This is a genomic window from Bacillus sp. A1 (genome assembly GCF_042296235.1).
Taxonomy (GTDB): Bacteria; Bacillota; Bacilli; order Bacillales; family Bacillaceae; genus Bacillus; species Bacillus velezensis.
This window is the reverse complement of record NZ_CP141181.1, coordinates 3,791,184-3,808,132: the sequence shown is the minus strand read 5'-3', so window position 1 is coordinate 3,808,132 and position 16,949 is coordinate 3,791,184. Positions and strand designations below refer to the sequence as shown.

Sequence of the window (16,949 nt, the reverse complement as noted above, 5' to 3'; positions counted from 1 at the left end):
GGCTTTTTTTTATCCTCTGCTTCTGGCGATCAGGCTGAATAAGAATACCACGATCGCAGCTCCGATGATTGCCGGAATGATGGCAAAGCCGGCAAGGTGAGGACCCCATGTGCCGAGCAGTCCGTGCCCGATCCATGCGCCGATCAGACCGGCGATCATTGACCCGATGATTCCTCCGGGCATACTGCCTTTTACAAATAAACTTCCGATCCAGCCGATAATAATAGCGACAATCAGAGATACGATAAAACTCATAAATATCACTTCCTATTTTTTATTATTTATGCCTATATGTTTCCTTCGTTTTGTCCATATTAAACATATGAATGCGTTTTTTATAATGAACATACTCAAGGCGCGTTCCGGTCTTTTTTTTCACAATGCGTTGCGTTAAAATGGAAACCGTGTGAAAAGGTGTGAGCGAAGGAAAAAATATTTCTTTTGTAGAATGTTTAACAAAATGAAACTTTTTGTTGACCAGCGATTTTTATTATGGTAAACCTTTATTTGGTATTATTCGTTCTCACTATCTTTTTTCTCTATATATGCTAAATGATCTAAAACTTTTTATGTTTGATTTGCGCAAGTGGAAAAAGTTCATGCATTTTTTGACGATTTTGTGACATTAGGTCGAAAAAAAGATGAACTTTAGAAAAAAATAAAGCTAATAAGGGCAGATTTTGATAGCATAACAAGGTAGATAGAGAAAAGATTTTGAGAAAGTACATTTCAGATTCACTACATCAATAGGAAGGATGGTGATCTTCTTGTTCAGAGCATTTAAACCGTTACTTTTATTAGCGATGTTGGCTGTTGTTTTCGTACTGGGCGGATGCAGCGACATTTCCGTTTTAGATCCGAAAGGACCTGTAGCAGACCAGCAGAAAGATCTGATTCTCTTGTCAATCGGATTTATGCTGTTCATTGTCGGCGTCGTATTCGTACTATTTACAATCATTTTAGTGAAATACCGCGACCGCAAAGGCAAAGACAGCGGAAATTACAAGCCCGAGATGCACGGCAACACGTTCTTAGAAGTAGTCTGGACAGTGATCCCAATTTTAATTGTTATTGCACTTTCTGTGCCTACCGTACAGACGATATATTCGTTAGAAAAAGCGCCTGAAGCGACAAAGGATAAAGAGCCTCTTGTTGTTTATGCTACTTCGGTAGACTGGAAATGGGTATTCAGCTACCCAGAGCAGGATATTGAGACGGTTAACTACCTGAACATTCCTGTAGACCGTCCGGTTTTATTTAAAATTTCTTCAGCCGATTCAATGGCATCGCTATGGATTCCTCAGCTTGGGGGACAAAAATACGCGATGGCGGGAATGCTGATGGATCAATACTTACAGGCTGACAAAGTGGGAACATATGAAGGCCGCAACGCGAACTTCACCGGCGAACACTTTGCCGACCAGAAATTCAACGTAAAAGCTGTTACGCAAAAAGACTTTAACAGCTGGGTGAAAAAAGCCCAAAGCGATTCTCCAAAGCTGACGAAAGAGAAGTATGACGAACTGATGCTTCCGGAGAATGTCGGAAAATTAACGTTCTCTTCTACACACTTAAAATACGTTGACCACGGCCAAGATGCCGAATATGCGATGGAGGCGCGCAAACGCCTTGGCTACAAAGCCGTATCACCGCACTCTAAAACAGATCCGTGGGAAAATGTAAAGAAAAACGAATTTAAAGTATCCGACGATAAACAAGATTGAAATTGAACAAGAAAGGAGGAAGCCCGAATGAAATTGAGATGGGATGAATTTTTTGTAACAGGTGACCCATTAATTCTGGGCGCACAAGTTTCCATTGCGCTTTCCACTATTGCTATCATCGTTGTACTCACATACTTCAAAAAGTGGAAATGGCTCTGGTCTGAATGGCTTACGTCTGTAGACCATAAGAAACTTGGAATCATGTACATTATCTCTGCTGTTATCATGCTGTTCCGCGGCGGGGTCGACGGCTTGATGATGCGCGCCCAGTTAGCGCTTCCTAATAACAGTTTTTTAGACTCAAACCACTATAATGAGATCTTTACGACTCACGGTACGATCATGATTATCTTCATGGCGATGCCGTTTTTAATCGGTCTGATCAACGTTGTCGTACCTTTGCAGATCGGTGCGCGCGACGTAGCATTCCCTTACTTGAACAACCTGAGTTTCTGGACGTTCTTCGTAGGTGCGATGCTTTTCAATATTTCTTTCGTTATCGGAGGTTCTCCGAACGCAGGCTGGACGAGTTACATGCCGCTGGCAAGCAACGACATGAGTCCCGGGCCTGGTGAGAACTTCTACCTGCTCGGTCTTCAGATTGCCGGTATCGGTACGCTGATGACGGGTATCAACTTTATGGTGACGATCCTGAAAATGCGTACGAAAGGCATGACGCTGATGCGTATGCCGATGTTCACATGGACGACGCTGATTACAATGGTTATTATCGTATTCGCCTTCCCTGTTTTGACAGTGGCATTGGCGCTGTTATCATTTGACCGTTTGTTCGGCGCTCACTTTTTCACGCTGGAAGCCGGCGGTATGCCGATGCTTTGGGCTAACTTGTTCTGGATTTGGGGACACCCTGAAGTATATATCGTTATCTTACCGGCATTCGGTATTTTCTCTGAAATTATTTCAGCGTTTGCAAGAAAGCAGTTATTCGGTTACAAAGCGATGGTCGGCTCAATTATCGCCATTTCCGTCCTGAGTTTCCTTGTATGGACTCACCACTTCTTCACAATGGGGAACAGTGCGTCTGTTAACTCTTTCTTCTCGATTACAACGATGGCGATTTCGGTTCCGACCGGGGTTAAAATCTTTAACTGGCTCTTTACGATGTATAAAGGCCGAATCAGTTTTACAACACCGATGCTGTGGGCGCTTGCGTTCATCCCGAACTTCGTTATCGGCGGGGTAACAGGGGTTATGCTTGCGATGGCTGCAGCGGATTATCAATACCATAATACGTACTTCCTCGTATCTCACTTCCACTATGTGCTGATCGCGGGTACGGTATTTGCATGTTTCGCAGGTTTTATTTTCTGGTATCCGAAAATGTTCGGCCACAAGCTGAACGAAAGAATCGGAAAATGGTTCTTCTGGATCTTTATGATCGGATTTAATGTATGTTTCTTCCCTCAATACTTCTTGGGGCTGCAAGGTATGCCTCGCCGTATTTACACATACGGACCGAATGACGGATGGACTGCATTGAACTTTATTTCAACTGTCGGAGCCTTCATGATGGGTGTCGGATTCTTAATCCTTTGCTACAACATCTACTACAGCTTCCGCTACTCTACTCGCGAGATCAGCGGAGATTCATGGGGCGTGGGACGTACGCTTGAGTGGGCGACTTCATCTGCGATTCCGCCGCATTACAACTTTGCGGTGCTTCCTGAAGTGAAATCTCAAGATGCGTACCTGCAATTGAAAGAAGACAAAACGGATATTCATCCGGAAAGCAAGTTCAAGAAAATCCATATGCCGCACAACTCCGGAAGACCGCTTATTATGTCAGTGGCGTTCGGTATTGCAGGCTTCGGACTTGTATTTGAATGGTTCTGGATGGGCATTGTCGGCTTGATCGGCATTCTGCTTTGCATGGTGCTTCGTTCATTTGAATATGACAATGGCTACTATATACCTGTTGAAGAAATAAAAGAGACGGAAAGAAAGATTTCCGAATAAAGGAGGCGTGATTTATGGAACATGCAGAACACGGCAATTCTAACGCGCCTATGGAATATCAATCTGAAACCGGCAGACTCAATATTCTCGGGTTTTGGATCTTTTTAGGGGCAGAGATTGTGTTGTTCTCAACACTATTTGCAACCTTCTTCGTTCTTCAAAGAAGAACAGCAGGAGGAGTCTTACCGGCTGAATTATTTGAAGTGAAGCTTGTCATGATCATGACATTCCTGCTTCTGATCAGCAGTTTCACCTGCGGGATCGCTGTTCATGAAATGCGTCGCGGAAGTTTAAAAGGCGTCGTCATTTGGACGATCATTACGCTTCTTCTCGGCGCGGGCTTCGTCGGATGTGAGCTTAACGAGTTCATCCACTATGTACATGAAGGAGCATCTCTCGGTACAAGTGCTTTCTGGTCTGGATTCTTCGTCCTTCTGGGAACGCACGGAACGCACGTAACGATCGGTATCTTCTGGATTGCCGGCATCTTACTGCAATTGAAGAAACGCGGATTAACGCCGCAGACGTCTTCAAAAATCTTTATCTCAAGTTTATACTGGCACTTCTTAGACGTTGTTTGGATCTTCATCTTTACAGGCGTCTATCTCATCGGATTGGGGGGACTATAATATGGCAAACAAATCTGCTGAACACAGCCACTTTCCGTGGAAGCATATCGTAGGTTTTGCGTTGTCTATTATTCTGACCCTGCTGGCCCTTTGGGTTGCGGTATATACGGAATTAAGCCCATCAGCAAAACTCTGGATCATTTTCGGATTCGCATTTATCCAAGCCGGTCTTCAGCTTCTCATGTTCATGCACATGACAGAAAGCGAAAACGGCGGAATTCAAGTCGGAAACACGCTCTTCGGATTTTTCGGAGCGATTGTTATCATCCTTGGTTCCATCTGGATCTTTGCGGCGCACTACCATCACGGTGACCATATGGATGGAAACCCTCCTGGCGGTGCGAAGCAACATTCCGAACATCAGGAATAAAAAGAAACCCTCTTCGTTCAGGCGAAGAGGGTTTTTTGTGCCTCTTTTATTGGCTTCTTCTCCGGCGCAGGCGCGGAAGGCCGTAAATGATAAAGGCGGCGATATGGGCAACGATGACGTTGACGGCAAACAGGATGATCATGAGTGTGTGGCCGAGAGGGGACAGGCTGCTGGTTGCGTAAAAGTAGAAGAAAACCCACATGAGAATAATTGGCGGTATGGCCGAAAGAGCGACTTTTTTGTTATCCAGCCAGATAAAGAGGGGTGTTGCGCTTGCGACCAGTAAATAAGCAAAAAACATGTCCATCTTACATGTCTCCTTTCATTTTATGGGAGCGTTTCCAAAATGAAATACAGAGAATAAAATGTGTCTGTTTTGTGGTCGTTTTTTGAACATTTTGTTACAATTATTATACCATGTTTTCCAATTTTTGATACCGCTTTTTCGAGAAATGTATTGCAACTATTGCCTCATTTTTGGATAGGTACAAGAAACCGGAAAGATCAAATACCCTGTCACATTTCCGGACAAGGTAATGGCACAGGCTGTGAACCTTTGTTATGTTCAAAGAAAACATGCACAGCGAGGGTGGGTTTGAAGTGGACATAACAAAAGACGATGTCACAGCGCCGGACGTCATTGCGCTTTTGCAGGAGCATCTGAAGAGCATGACCATGCATTCTCCCCCGGAAAGTATACACGCGCTCAATGCGGACCGGCGCGGCGCCTTAAAGGAGCTAAACAGCCGGCACGGTGAGATCAAATCAATGAAAACGGCTCCGCATCATGTCAGAAAAGGCGCAGCCAACCGGATCCTCCGCCATATGCTTGAAGAAGCAAGGCGGCGGGGTTACCAGCGGATCAGCTTAGAAACCGGTTCTATGCAGGCTTTTCTCCCCGCCAGACGCCTGTATGAAAAAGCAGGGTTTCAATATTGTGATCCGTTTGCACATTATAAAGAGGACCCGAACAGCTTGTTTATGACGTTAAACATAGACTGAAACCCCTTTTCTGACGAGAAGGGGTTTTTTATCGGAAAAGTTTCATCATGACCGAAACATTTCCTTTTCTGACACGTCATATGTCGTGTAGTCCCCAAACCGTAAAAAATAAAAAGGAAGCAACCTCATCATGTTTTCTTGAACGGTGTTCATGTATAATAAACAATAGTGACTTCCGATGAAAATGTAAGGCGGGATAGAATGAGTCGATATAAGAAACAGCAAAGTCCCTATTATCAGGGGGATTTGATTTTTATATTTGGTGTGTTTTTAATAATTAGTGTCGTTGCCATTTATGCGGCCGGACAGTTCGGGCAGTACGGAAGTAATGCCTGGATGAGACAGATCGTCTTTTATGTCATCGGAGCCGGTCTCATGGTCAGTATCATGTATTTTGATTTAGAGCAGCTTGAGAAATTGAGTCTGTACGTATTGATTGCCGGCGTGCTGTCGCTGCTCCTTTTGCGTGTGGCGCCGGAATCCATCGCGCCGATTAAAAACGGAGCGAAAAGCTGGTTTAAAATCGGCAGCTTCACTCTCCAACCCTCTGAGTTTACGAAAATAGGAATTATGATGATGGTCGCGTCCATTATATCGAAGGCGGGCCCGAAAGATCAAAGATCACTTCGGGAAGATGTCAATCTGCTTTTGAAAATTGCGGCATGGACGTTTATTCCGATCGGGATGATCGTTTTGCAGGATGCCGGAACGGGTGCGATCTGTCTGTTTATCGTTATGGTGATGGTGTTTATGTCAGGTGTAAACTGGAAGCTGATCACCATTATCGGCGGTTCGGCCGCGCTTGTGCTTGGTCTTTTCTTAGTTCTCGTGATTGAATTTCCCCATGTGGCGAATTCAATCGGCATTGCGGATTATCAAATTAACCGGATTACATCGTGGATGTCTGACTCCAGTGCGGCAACGACTCAGGCAGAGAGCGATAAAAGCTGGCAGGTGGATCAGGCCGTTATGGCGATCGGATCGGGCGGCATTACCGGAAACGGCGTTCATAATCTGAAGGTGTACGTACCTGAGGGACAGACCGACTTTATCTTTGCGATTTTGGGTGAAAGTTTTGGATTTTTAGGCTGCGCCATTGCGGTTGTCATGTTTTTCTTTTTAATTTACAGGCTTGTGGTGCTGATTGACCGCTTGCATGCGTTTAACCGATTTGGCGCGTTTTTTTGCGTAGGATTTACTGCACTTATTGTTATCCATACATTTCAAAACATTGGGATGAACATCGGGATAATGCCGGTTACTGGGATTCCCCTGCTTTTTGTAAGTTATGGAGGTAGCTCTATCTTATCTACATTAATAGGGTTTGGAATTGTTTACAATGCCAAGGTTCATTTGACTAAGTACAAGAGATACTTGTTTTATAAATAGATATAAAGTTAAAAGTTGGCTCTTAAAATAAGCTTGTCACCAAATCTAACGATTTTGCTGACAAGCTTATTTACATTAAAATTAAGTCATGGTTTAATTTAATATTTCAGAAATGCACTAACATCATATTAACTTCAAATAGGGTTGAAGGATAAGAATACTATACTTAATATCTAAATAATTACTAAAGTGAATTTAAGAAAAAGATAGATCTGATGTTTACAAAAATATCCTTATGGTGTAGAATTTATAAAAAGGAGGTGGATTAATATGTCAAGAAAACTTAAGGGTTTCCTAACATCTATTGTTTTAATTCCTTGTCTATTATTCTTAATTCAGGATGCTAACGCAGCAAGTGCTAAGCACAAGGGATGGTCTGAAACTAAGGCTGGAAGTAATGTTTTATACAAAAGAGCAGTCGGAGAAACAACTTGGAAAGGGAAATATCATTATACAAGGGCGCAAATAGTATGGCCAATCACCGGAGCAGTACAAACCGATTCCGGTAGAAAGTGGGGTAAAGATCATACGAAAGCAACTAGTCCTTGGGCAACCGCAGATTTTGCTAAAGCGAAAACTTTTTACGGAAGTTAAATGAATATACCAAAACAGCCAATATACCTTTTATATTGGCTGTTAATTTAAATAGAAGGAGGGATGGGAAAACTTGTTGAGAAAAAAAATAACTATAACAGATATTTTTTTGTTTTTATTTCTAAGTTTAACTTTTCTGTTAATATTGTTCACTTTAAATTTTGTCATTGAGCAGAACAATATGAACAAAATAACTAACAATTACTATAGTAAAGAAAGTATACATTTCTTTATAAATGCTGAAAATTCACCGCCTGATCTGAAATTATCAAAGATTCTCAATAAAGCAAATACAAATGACTATGTTATCTACAAAGAGAACCTTGATGAAAACGATAAAGATATACGAGGGATGATAACTTTTGGAAATGTTGAAAGGCCTCCACTTATTAAAGGAAGGTTTTTTAGAGAGTCTGATTACTATAAAAATAAAAAAATATCTATTGTGGGTAGGAACGTGGATTATACAGTGAATAAAAACGGGGAAAAGTGCTACTTTTACAATGGCGATTGTTATAAAGTTGTGGGCATAATGGGCACTGAGTACAAAACTAGATTAGATAAAATGGTCTACCTAAACCTTGATGCTTTTGATCCTCAAGTAGGAGGAAGTTATGTCCTTGATGGGGAAAATGATAATATAAAAAAAGTATATAATGAATTTAAACATAAAAATAAGATTGAAGTTAATCAAATAGATGCAGAAGAAAGAGGTACGAGTCGTATTCTTGATCAAGATAGAAATTCACTTCGAGTTGCAATTGTACTAATCGGAATAGTTCTTATAAAAAATTTTTTGATAGCATTGTACTGGCTATATAAAAAGAGAATAAATATAGCTATTCAAGTACTTATTGGGATTCAGAAAAAAAGGATTATTATTTCGCTTTTGAAAAAATACATATTTATTATGTCACTTTCATTAGTATTTTGTAGTTCAGTGTTTATACTATTCGATTATAGAATATATATTAACAACTATCATATAATTCATACAATTTTATTTGAATTGTATATAACGTTATTTGCAATGTTTTCCATGGTATCTTCAATATATATATATTCATACAATAATAAAAAAACTTTAAAGGTGATGAAGTAGTAATTGAATCAACTTCTGATAGAATTAAAAGAAAGTCTAGCTAAGCAAAAAGTATTTTCTATATTGATATTAGTATTAGGTTGTTTATTTTTTTTGCTCATATCAGTTCTTTTTTTACAAGTGAGCAATATAGACACAAAAACAAAAAGTTTTTATGCTCAATTAAAAGGGAAAAATATTTATCAGTTATCAGATACTTTATTTGATGAAAAGGAAGAAAAATATTTCTCCAATCCAAAGGATCTTTTAAAGCTAAAGAGATTTTATGGGGAATTAATTAGAAATGATAATTTTAAGTATTTGAATACCACACTTCAACCCATTGGTGTCAAAAACTTTAAAGGTGATGCTACTTTTTTAGACGGTTATGAATATGGATCTACTGAGGAACCGTATTCAAAAGATAAAGAAATGGGAAAGTATCAACTAGTTAAATCAGTACAATTAAATGATAAGGTGTTTTCAGTTGCTAATCTTAAAATGAAAAAGGGCTCTTTTTTTTCGAAAAAAGACTACATATATACAAAAGAAAGAGTAATACCTGTGATATTAGGGTCTGCTTATCAAAATATATACAAAGTTGGTGATTCAATTCGCTTGGATTATATAGATAAGACTTTCAATGGAAAAGTAATCGGTATTCTAGATCGAAATTCAGTTATTCCAGTACGTGATGAAATGGAGTTCTATATTGATCGTTATATAGTGTTTCCTGATATGAACATAAGTGAAACGCCGGTTTCACAATCAGAGTTAACTTTTCAACAACGGCATTATCTGCAATTAATCAATGGACAAATCCTAACTACAAAAGATAATTTACAAATAAAAAAAATAATGAATAGTATTTCGAACAACTCTAACTTTTTTGAATACACTGTGATTGGTGCAAATGGTCTGGGGGTTGAAATGATCTCATCTATGGTTAATCAAAATAAAGAATTAATGATCACTGTTTGTGCTGTATCATTCTTTTTTTGCATCATGACTATCATACTTTCAATTAGTATCAAATGGAATCTTAATATAAGAAAATACTTATTACATTTAATTTCTGGTGCTTCAATTAATAGAATATTTTCATATATATTTGCTGAGGTATTTTTGATTTTATTTGTCTGTCTCACTATTGTTTTTGTATTTATGTTTTTAGTTGGAGTTATGCCTTTGTATTATTATTTAATGATGATTTGCTTATGTATAATTATTAGTGTATTTGGATTAACTCCTCTCTATGTGAAATTGAGAAAAATGAATTTTTCACAAGTTCTAAAAGGGAAGGTGTAAAATGATTGAGTTAATAAATATTAAGAAAAATTATAGGGATGGAAGTATAGAAAAAGAGGTATTAAAAAACATAAAATTGGAAATTGAGAATGGGGAGATGCTGGCTGTAATGGGTCGGAGCGGTACTGGGAAATCTACGATACTTCATATAATGGCAGGGCTTGAGAGAGCTGATAGCGGTCATTATATATTTAAAGATAGCGATATTACAAACTTGAATACTAGGCAGATTGGTGACTTTCGAAAAAATAATATAGGATTTATTCTGCAAAATTATGTGCTTATTGAAGAAAAGAACGTCTTTGAAAATGTTGCTTTACCATTAATTTATTCAAAAAAAACTAAAAAAGAGATAAAAGAGAAAGTTTTTGATTTACTGGGTAAAATGGAGATTTTAGATTGTTACTCGAAATTTCCAAAAGAATTATCAGGCGGACAAGTACAAAGAGTCGCAATAGCAAGAGCGTTAATCAACGAACCAGAACTTATTTTAGCTGATGAGCCTACAGGGTCATTAGATGAAAAAACAGAAGAAATTATTTTAGATTTATTTTTGAAAATCAAAGAAAAAGGCAAAACCTTAGTTATAGTAACCCATGATCAAACAGTTGCAGATAAATGTGATCGTATAGTTACTCTAAAAAACGGGGTGTTAGTGTAATCTTAAATATCAATTTTGGTTGTATTGAGTCGTGTTGCTTTTAACTTTACGCCCAATGGGATACTATAAACCGGAAGGAGGCTTTATATATGAACAATACCATCGAAACCATACTTAATCATCGGTCGATCCGATCATTTACTGACGAGCTTCTGACAGCAGAAGAGATAGATACATTAGTGAAAAGCGCCCAGGCGGCGTCAACGTCCAGTTACGTGCAGGCTTACTCCATCATCGGTGTAACCGATAAAGAGAAAAAGCGGAAGCTGGCGGCACTGGCCGGAAACCAGCCTTACGTCGAAAATAACGGGCACTTGTTTGTGTTTTGCGCTGATTTGTACCGTCATAAAAAACTTGCTGAGGAAAAAGGCGAAAACATTACCGAGCTTCTTGAGAATACGGAAATGTTTATGGTCAGCGTTATTGATGCCGCACTTGCCGCACAAAATGTAAGTGTTGCCGCGGAATCAATGGGACTCGGCATTTGTTATATCGGAGGCATTCGAAATGAACTTGATCAGGTGACGGAAGTGCTTGGAACACCTGACCATGTGCTGCCGCTGTTCGGCTTGGTAGTCGGTCATCCCGCTCATCCGTCCGGTCAAAAGCCGCGCCTGCCGAAACAAGCCGTATATCATGAAAACACGTACGATACGAATGAAGAAAACTTCCGCAGTTATATGAAGGAATATGATGAAACCATTTCCGATTATTATGATAAACGGACAAACGGCAAGCGGGTTGAAACGTGGTCTGATCAAATCCTGCAGTTCATGAAACAAAAACCGAGAACCTATTTAAATCAATATGTAAAAGATAAAGGTTTTCAAAAGAATTAAGAAAAAACCTCTCCTGACCGGGAGAGGTTTTTTTATGTTTCACGTGTAACATATTTCGACAAAATGGAACAAGGTATATAAATGTTTATCATCAGGGATGCTTATAAGCATACAGAAAGAAAAAACGGCTTAGCAGTGGTACGATGTTGATGAGGTGACAGTGATGATTTCATTAAGTATATTGGATCAATCTCCTGTATCAGAAGGGTGTTCTGCGGAAAGTGCACTGCGGAATACAGTAAGACTGGCGCAGGAGGCGGAAAAGCTCGGATATAAGAGGTTTTGGGTGTCAGAGCATCATTTTTCAGAGCGGTTGGCGGGTTCAAGCCCTGAAGTGCTGATCAGCCATATTGCGGCGAAAACGAATGAGATTCGTGTAGGCTCGGGCGGTGTCATGCTTCCGCATTACAGCGCATATAAGGTGGCGGAGAATTTCCGCGTGCTTGAAGGGTTGACGCCGGGCAGAATCGATCTCGGATTAGGGAGAGCGCCGGGCGGAATGCCGATCGCATCATGGGCGCTGAATGACGGCGGGAAGCGTAGTGCTGATCAATACCCGCAGCAGATTCGTGAGCTGGCGATGTATTTGCATGATGCAGCCGATGACAATCACCGTTTTCCGAATCTGACCGCATCACCCCTTATTAAGACGGCGCCGGAAGTCTGGCTTCTCGGTTCATCGGGGGAAAGCGCGCTTCTGAGTGCAGAAATGGGAGCAGGCTATATGTTTGCCCACTTTATTAATGGAGAAGGCGGAGAAAGCACGACAGCACAATATAAGCGCAGATTTAAACCTTCTCTATTAGGAAAAGAACCAAAAACAGCCGTGGCGGTGTTTGTGCTGTGCGCGGACACGGAGGAGAAAGCGGAGGAACTCGCGGCCGTCATGGATTATACGCTGCTTGCGGGTGAACAGGGGATTCCGCTTCACGGCGTACCGTCTTACGAAACCGTCCGCGGAAATACGTATACACCGTATGAACAAAGACGAATTGCCGATAATCGGAATCGAATGATCATCGGAACGAAGCAGCAAGTGAAAGAACAGATTCTGGCTCTCAGTAAAGCATACGGAACGGAAGAAGTGATGGCTGTAACCATTACTCATCATTTTGAAGATAAACTTCAATCATACCGCCTGCTTCGAGAAGCTTTTGCCGATTAATCAGAAAGAAACCCTGCTGATGCTCCAGCAGGGTTGTTCGGTTATTCAATGATAAAAGGTTTTTCAGTCAGCACCTGGCTTGATTTCCCTTTGTTTGCGGCATAGGCCAGCATATAATATTCTCCTGCCGGCAGTGCGGTGTCACCATTGACTTTGCCGTTCCAGTCGAAATATTGATAGCCTTTATCCTGCTTTTTGTAGATGCCGGCTTGGCCGACAAAGTCAAGATTACTGTCATATACAAGGAAGGCAAGCTCTTCGGCTCCCGCCGGAAGATAGGTTTCAATTTGGTAGGTTCCCTGCGTTGTGCCGTCCTGTACGTCGATTGACGTCACGCGCGGATAGTCCGGCTCTTTTACAATCAGCAGCGTCGGCACTTTTGCGACTGTTTTTCCGCCTTCACGCACTGTGACGGTTCCCTCATAGGTGCCCGCCTTTACTTTTTTGGCATTGACCTTTACTTTCGCATTGACCTTTCCGGTTTGATGAGCGGGGATCACGACCCGGTCTGTGCCCGAAACGGTAATGCCCGTGCCGTTGAAAGAATACTCGAGCTGATATGATTTTCTGATGGACGATTGGTTTTCAATCGTAAAGGTTTCTTTTTTCGTTTCATTGCCTTTGTCTTTCATAAACGTTCCGTAAGAATAACTTCCCGGGGCGACAAGGGAGTCTGCTTTGATCGCCTTCATGATTCTGATGCTTCCGGCGCCTTGCGCATTATGCGGGTATACGTCACCGTCCGCGTCCGTTAAGGTTTCCGCCGTGTTCATGAGAGCGGCTTTTATTTGTTCCGGGCTCCATTTCGGTTTGGCCTGCTTGATGACGGCAGCTGCGCCGGCTACATGCGGAGAAGCCATGCTCGTTCCCTGCTTCGATCCGTAGCCGTACGGGTCGGCCGGATCATGGGTCGGAATGGTGCTGACGATGTTTACGCCGGGAGCGGAGACGTCAGGTTTAATCATCCACGTGTCCATAACCGGGCCGCGTGACGAAAAGTCTGCCATTTGTTCAGTGAGCGATTTAGCGACGGATAAATGGAATGTCGCTTTTGTGCCGCCCGCTTTTAATTGGCTGACGAGTTTTTCGCCGTCTTCTGATGAAAGCTTAACCGTCGGCACGGACATGCCCGGTACATTGGCTTCAATTTCTCCCGGAGCATTGTTATACACAACCATACCGATCGCGCCCGCTTTTTTGGCGTTGTCTGCTTTATCCACAAAGGCGATGCTGCCCCGTTTGACGACCGCGACTTTTCCTTTCAGATCTTTGCCTTCAAAATCCTTTTGCTCGCCGATACCCGCCTCTATGAGCTCTGTTTCTTTTTTATTCAGTGCTTTTATGTCATCTTCTTTGTTGTAGCCCATTACTTTCGCTGAGGAATAGGAACCGAAGGAGACGGCGTACTCGTTCAGCGGCAGCTGTGTCGCTCCGACGGAGATAGCTTCTCTGGACGTTCCCGGAGAGCCGACGGTCCAATTGTTCGGCCCGCTGTTTCCGTTTGATGTAACGGCCGTGACGCCTTCTGCCATCGCCCAGTCAAGCGCCGTGCTTGTCGCCCAGTCCGGGTTATTCACAGAATTGCCGAGAGAAAGGTTCATGACATCCGCTCCGTCCTGTACGGCGCGTTCAATGCCGGCGATGACGTTCTCCGTTGTTCCGCTTCCGCCCGGACCGAGCACACGGTAGGCAAGGAGTGTAGCATCCGGTGCGACGCCTTTAATCGTTCCGTTTGCCGCTACCGTGCCCGCGACGTGAGTTCCGTGGTCAGTCGACGCGCCTCTCGGATCACCGGACGGCGTTTCTTCAGGATCGTAATCGTTATCCACAAAATCATATCCTTTATATTGTCCGAAATTTTTCTTTAAGTCAGGGTGTTTATATTCGACACCGGTGTCAATAATGGCCACCTTGACGCCTTTCCCCGTATAGCCGAGCTTCCACGCGTCACTTGCCCCTATATAAGGCGCGCTGTCATCCATCTGCGGAGACACGGCATCCTTAGATAGGGTCATGTCTTTATCTTTCAGCTGATCGGTATGATAGGTGACGTTCGGATAAACCGCTTTGACATCCTGATCACTCAGCAGTTTCGGAATTTCATTTGCCGGGAGTTTCATGGAGAAGCCGGAAAACACTTGCTCATATTCCCTGTTGATTTTTCCGTGTTTAATGGTTTTGAGCGCTTTCTTTTTCACTTTTGAGCGTTCGCTTTTCAGCTTGCTTTTTGTCTGTGCTTTGCCGAGTTCCTTTGCTTCCGCCAGTGACTTTTCCTTCAGCTCGACGATGACTGTCGTTTGTTTGCCGGTGGTCATATCAATGTCACCGAACACCTCAGCCTTCTCAAGATCAGGAGTTTGCGGTTTTGAAGCCGGCGCAGCCTGTGAACTTGTGGATAAGGTAAAGGATAAGACAAAAGCCGGAAGCAGATAACGGATGATTCCTTTTTTCAATCGTGTTTCCCCCTTTTTCTTTATCTGAATTAGAAATCTAGTATATATTTCTTGAAAATTCAAAATAATCCTTGTGACATATGACTCATTTATGGAAATTGGTCTGTGAATAAGGAGGGAGTTATACACAGAATCCTGTGTATAACTGAATAAAATTGTGTATATATATTGTTGGGAACGAGTGTTCCTATACAAAATATAGATCGAGTTTGTGGATATGTGGATATACCCTGTGTTTAAGCTGTGCTTAAACAAGGGATAAGGTGTGTATAACTTTTTTTATCGGCTTTTCCATTTTTCAGGTCATTTCCATCAGCTTTCAACAAAACTTCTGAAAACTAGTTTGTTTTTTCACTCATATTGTGACAAACAATTCGCCCGGCCGCGTCTATCATAGAGTCATAGGGTTGCTAGACCCGCTAGTTTTTAGCGGAGAAGGATCGGCCGCCTTTTCCGTTAAAGCGGAGAGAAAAACAGGCCTGCGAACAAGCTGTCTGTCAAAAAGAAGCGGAGGGATGATTTGCAATGAAACGTTTGCTAGTATCTTTACGGGTGTGGATGGTCTTTCTGATGAACTGGATGGCGCCGGGTAACGGAAGATATCCATTAGCCGCCGTGTACGGAAACCAAGCGGCTTATCATAAGAAAGCGAAGCGGACGGCTGGGGCTTTTTCGTTTGTGAGCCGTGTCCGATCGGCGGATTTGACCGATGAAACGAAATCGGCCCGCGGCAGGCTGGATAAAAACCGATGGATGCCTGTCCGCAAAGAATTGCCGAAACGGGAGCGCGCGGGTCCGGCACCTTTACATCATATGAAAAAGAGGGTACAATCCCACTAAACATATGAACGGGAGCGAACCTCTTGAGAATAGACAAAGTATTAAATAACAATGCGGCGTTAATAAAAGAAGACGGACGGGAAAAGATCGTAATGGGTCCCGGAATCGCTTTTCAAAAGAGAAAAAATGATGTGATTCAAAAACATAAAATTGAAAAAATATTTGTCGTGCACGACGAAAATGAAAAGTTCAAACAAGTGTTAGAAACGCTTCCCGAAGAGCATATAGAGGCGGCTGAAGATATCATCAGCCATGCGGAGGGAGAGCTTGCGGCACCTTTGAACGATCACATCCACATTGCGCTGGCGGACCATTTATCCTTTGCGATCGAAAGGATTCAAAACGGCCTTCAGGTGCATAACCGATTGCTTCATGAAATTAAGGCGCTTTATAAAAAAGAATATGAAATCGGCCGCTGGGCGGTTGAACACGTGAAACAAACCCTCGGTATATCATTGCCTGATGATGAGGCGGGGTATATCGCGCTTCATATCCACACTGCTAAGGCTGATGCCAAAAGCATGTATTCGGCGATGAAGCATACAACCATGATCAAAGAAATGATCGAAAAGATCGAATCCTTTTTCGAACAGAAGGTGGATGAAGACAGTATTTCCTATCAGCGCCTCGTCACGCACTTGCGGTATGCGGTCAGCCGGTTGGACTCAAATGAAGCACTCCATTCCATGGACGAGGAGATGCTTTATTTCATCCAAAAAAAGTATCCGTTTGCTTATCGGTGTGCGCTTGAACTGGCGGCGTTTTTAAAAAATGAATATGATTTGGAACTGCCGGAATCCGAGGCCGGCTATATTACGCTGCATGTCCAGCGTCTGCAAAAAAACCCGGAATAACGCGTCTGTTTCGAGAAACAGACTTTTTTTTTGAAAACATATTGACGAAAGCGCTATCATGAA

General features: G+C 42.2%; 17 protein-coding genes. 14 read left to right on the top strand and 3 right to left on the bottom strand.

Features of this window, described 5'->3' with window-relative positions:
* Positions 1-9 precede the first annotated feature (9 nt).
* Positions 10-255 carry a GlsB/YeaQ/YmgE family stress response membrane protein gene (locus U2H13_RS18775; RefSeq protein ID WP_014419187.1) on the bottom strand — a complete coding sequence of 82 codons (246 nt, stop codon included), beginning with the start codon at positions 253-255 and terminating at the stop codon, positions 10-12.
* A 503-nt stretch (positions 256-758) separates the two neighbouring features.
* On the opposite strand from U2H13_RS18775, the gene qoxA reads away from it, so the two are divergent.
* Genes qoxA through qoxD form a run of 4 tightly spaced genes read left to right on the top strand, consistent with a single transcriptional unit; the run spans position 759 to position 4,700 of the window.
* A complete protein-coding gene (qoxA, locus tag U2H13_RS18770; RefSeq protein ID WP_012118744.1) occupies positions 759-1,724 on the top strand; it encodes a cytochrome aa3 quinol oxidase subunit II in 966 nt (321 codons plus the stop codon).
* A 27-nt stretch (positions 1,725-1,751) separates the two neighbouring features.
* Positions 1,752-3,701 carry a cytochrome aa3 quinol oxidase subunit I gene (gene qoxB / locus U2H13_RS18765; RefSeq protein WP_014419186.1) on the top strand — a complete coding sequence of 650 codons (1,950 nt, stop codon included), beginning with the start codon at positions 1,752-1,754 and terminating at the stop codon, positions 3,699-3,701.
* 14 nt (positions 3,702-3,715) lie between these two features.
* Positions 3,716-4,330, top strand: a complete 615-nt coding sequence (qoxC, locus tag U2H13_RS18760) for a cytochrome aa3 quinol oxidase subunit III (protein WP_003150930.1) — start codon at positions 3,716-3,718, stop codon at positions 4,328-4,330.
* 1 nt (position 4,331) lies between these two features.
* Complete coding sequence (gene qoxD / locus U2H13_RS18755) at positions 4,332-4,700, top strand: cytochrome aa3 quinol oxidase subunit IV (protein ID WP_014419185.1); 369 nt, start codon at positions 4,332-4,334, stop codon at positions 4,698-4,700.
* Between the two features lie 46 nt (positions 4,701-4,746).
* Here the strand turns inward: qoxD and ywcE are convergent, their stop codons facing one another.
* Positions 4,747-5,007 (bottom strand): spore morphogenesis/germination protein YwcE, encoded by a 261-nt coding sequence (gene ywcE / locus U2H13_RS18750; protein WP_003150937.1) that lies wholly within the window; start codon positions 5,005-5,007, stop codon positions 4,747-4,749.
* Between the two features lie 293 nt (positions 5,008-5,300).
* Here ywcE and U2H13_RS18745 point away from each other — a divergent pair, with 293 nt between their 5' ends.
* From U2H13_RS18745 to U2H13_RS18710, 8 genes are all read left to right on the top strand, one after another.
* On the top strand, positions 5,301-5,702 hold the full coding sequence (locus tag U2H13_RS18745) for a GNAT family N-acetyltransferase (RefSeq protein ID WP_376700580.1): 402 nt from the start codon (positions 5,301-5,303) through the stop codon (positions 5,700-5,702).
* Positions 5,703-5,903: 201 nt separating this feature from the next.
* A complete protein-coding gene (locus U2H13_RS18740; protein WP_021494743.1) occupies positions 5,904-7,091 on the top strand; it encodes an FtsW/RodA/SpoVE family cell cycle protein in 1,188 nt (395 codons plus the stop codon).
* A 270-nt stretch (positions 7,092-7,361) separates the two neighbouring features.
* A complete protein-coding gene (locus U2H13_RS18735) occupies positions 7,362-7,685 on the top strand; it encodes a hypothetical protein (protein WP_021494744.1) in 324 nt (107 codons plus the stop codon).
* 73 nt (positions 7,686-7,758) lie between these two features.
* A complete protein-coding gene (locus tag U2H13_RS18730) occupies positions 7,759-8,787 on the top strand; it encodes a hypothetical protein (protein ID WP_021494745.1) in 1,029 nt (342 codons plus the stop codon).
* 3 nt (positions 8,788-8,790) lie between these two features.
* Positions 8,791-10,074 (top strand): hypothetical protein, encoded by a 1,284-nt coding sequence (locus U2H13_RS18725; RefSeq protein ID WP_021494746.1) that lies wholly within the window; start codon positions 8,791-8,793, stop codon positions 10,072-10,074.
* A gap of 1 nt (position 10,075) precedes the next feature.
* The gene (locus tag U2H13_RS18720) at positions 10,076-10,735 is read left to right on the top strand and encodes an ABC transporter ATP-binding protein (protein WP_021494747.1); all 660 of its coding nucleotides are present in this window, start codon (positions 10,076-10,078) and stop codon (positions 10,733-10,735) included.
* A gap of 89 nt (positions 10,736-10,824) precedes the next feature.
* On the top strand, positions 10,825-11,574 hold the full coding sequence (gene nfsA / locus U2H13_RS18715; protein WP_021494748.1) for an oxygen-insensitive NADPH nitroreductase: 750 nt from the start codon (positions 10,825-10,827) through the stop codon (positions 11,572-11,574).
* A gap of 163 nt (positions 11,575-11,737) precedes the next feature.
* Complete coding sequence (locus tag U2H13_RS18710; RefSeq protein ID WP_021494749.1) at positions 11,738-12,739, top strand: LLM class flavin-dependent oxidoreductase; 1,002 nt, start codon at positions 11,738-11,740, stop codon at positions 12,737-12,739.
* Between the two features lie 41 nt (positions 12,740-12,780).
* Here U2H13_RS18710 and U2H13_RS18705 read toward each other — a convergent pair whose 3' ends face one another.
* Positions 12,781-15,192, bottom strand: coding sequence for a S8 family serine peptidase (locus tag U2H13_RS18705; RefSeq protein WP_021494750.1), 2,412 nt, complete (start codon positions 15,190-15,192; stop codon positions 12,781-12,783).
* Positions 15,193-15,717: 525 nt separating this feature from the next.
* On the opposite strand from U2H13_RS18705, the gene U2H13_RS18700 reads away from it, so the two are divergent.
* Both U2H13_RS18700 and U2H13_RS18695 read left to right on the top strand, forming a co-directional pair.
* Complete coding sequence (locus U2H13_RS18700) at positions 15,718-16,032, top strand: hypothetical protein (protein ID WP_003150952.1); 315 nt, start codon at positions 15,718-15,720, stop codon at positions 16,030-16,032.
* 23 nt (positions 16,033-16,055) lie between these two features.
* A complete protein-coding gene (locus U2H13_RS18695; RefSeq protein WP_003150954.1) occupies positions 16,056-16,886 on the top strand; it encodes a PRD domain-containing protein in 831 nt (276 codons plus the stop codon).
* The last annotated feature ends 63 nt before the right edge of the window (positions 16,887-16,949 follow it).

What these genes read in the sequence shown, in the direction of transcription:
- U2H13_RS18775 (WP_014419187.1), bottom strand. Translation starts at nt 255, where the DNA reads ATGAGTTTTATCGTATCTCTGATTGTCGCTATTATTATCGGCTGGATC.
- qoxB (WP_014419186.1), top strand. Translation starts at nt 1,752, where the DNA reads ATGAAATTGAGATGGGATGAATTTTTTGTAACAGGTGACCCATTAATT.
- qoxC (WP_003150930.1), top strand. Translation starts at nt 3,716, where the DNA reads ATGGAACATGCAGAACACGGCAATTCTAACGCGCCTATGGAATATCAA.
- qoxD (WP_014419185.1), top strand. Translation starts at nt 4,332, where the DNA reads ATGGCAAACAAATCTGCTGAACACAGCCACTTTCCGTGGAAGCATATC.
- ywcE (WP_003150937.1), bottom strand. Translation starts at nt 5,007, where the DNA reads ATGGACATGTTTTTTGCTTATTTACTGGTCGCAAGCGCAACACCCCTC.
- U2H13_RS18740 (WP_021494743.1), top strand. Translation starts at nt 5,904, where the DNA reads ATGAGTCGATATAAGAAACAGCAAAGTCCCTATTATCAGGGGGATTTG.
- U2H13_RS18735 (WP_021494744.1), top strand. Translation starts at nt 7,362, where the DNA reads ATGTCAAGAAAACTTAAGGGTTTCCTAACATCTATTGTTTTAATTCCT.
- U2H13_RS18720 (WP_021494747.1), top strand. Translation starts at nt 10,076, where the DNA reads ATGATTGAGTTAATAAATATTAAGAAAAATTATAGGGATGGAAGTATA.
- nfsA (WP_021494748.1), top strand. Translation starts at nt 10,825, where the DNA reads ATGAACAATACCATCGAAACCATACTTAATCATCGGTCGATCCGATCA.
- U2H13_RS18710 (WP_021494749.1), top strand. Translation starts at nt 11,738, where the DNA reads ATGATTTCATTAAGTATATTGGATCAATCTCCTGTATCAGAAGGGTGT.
- U2H13_RS18700 (WP_003150952.1), top strand. Translation starts at nt 15,718, where the DNA reads ATGAAACGTTTGCTAGTATCTTTACGGGTGTGGATGGTCTTTCTGATG.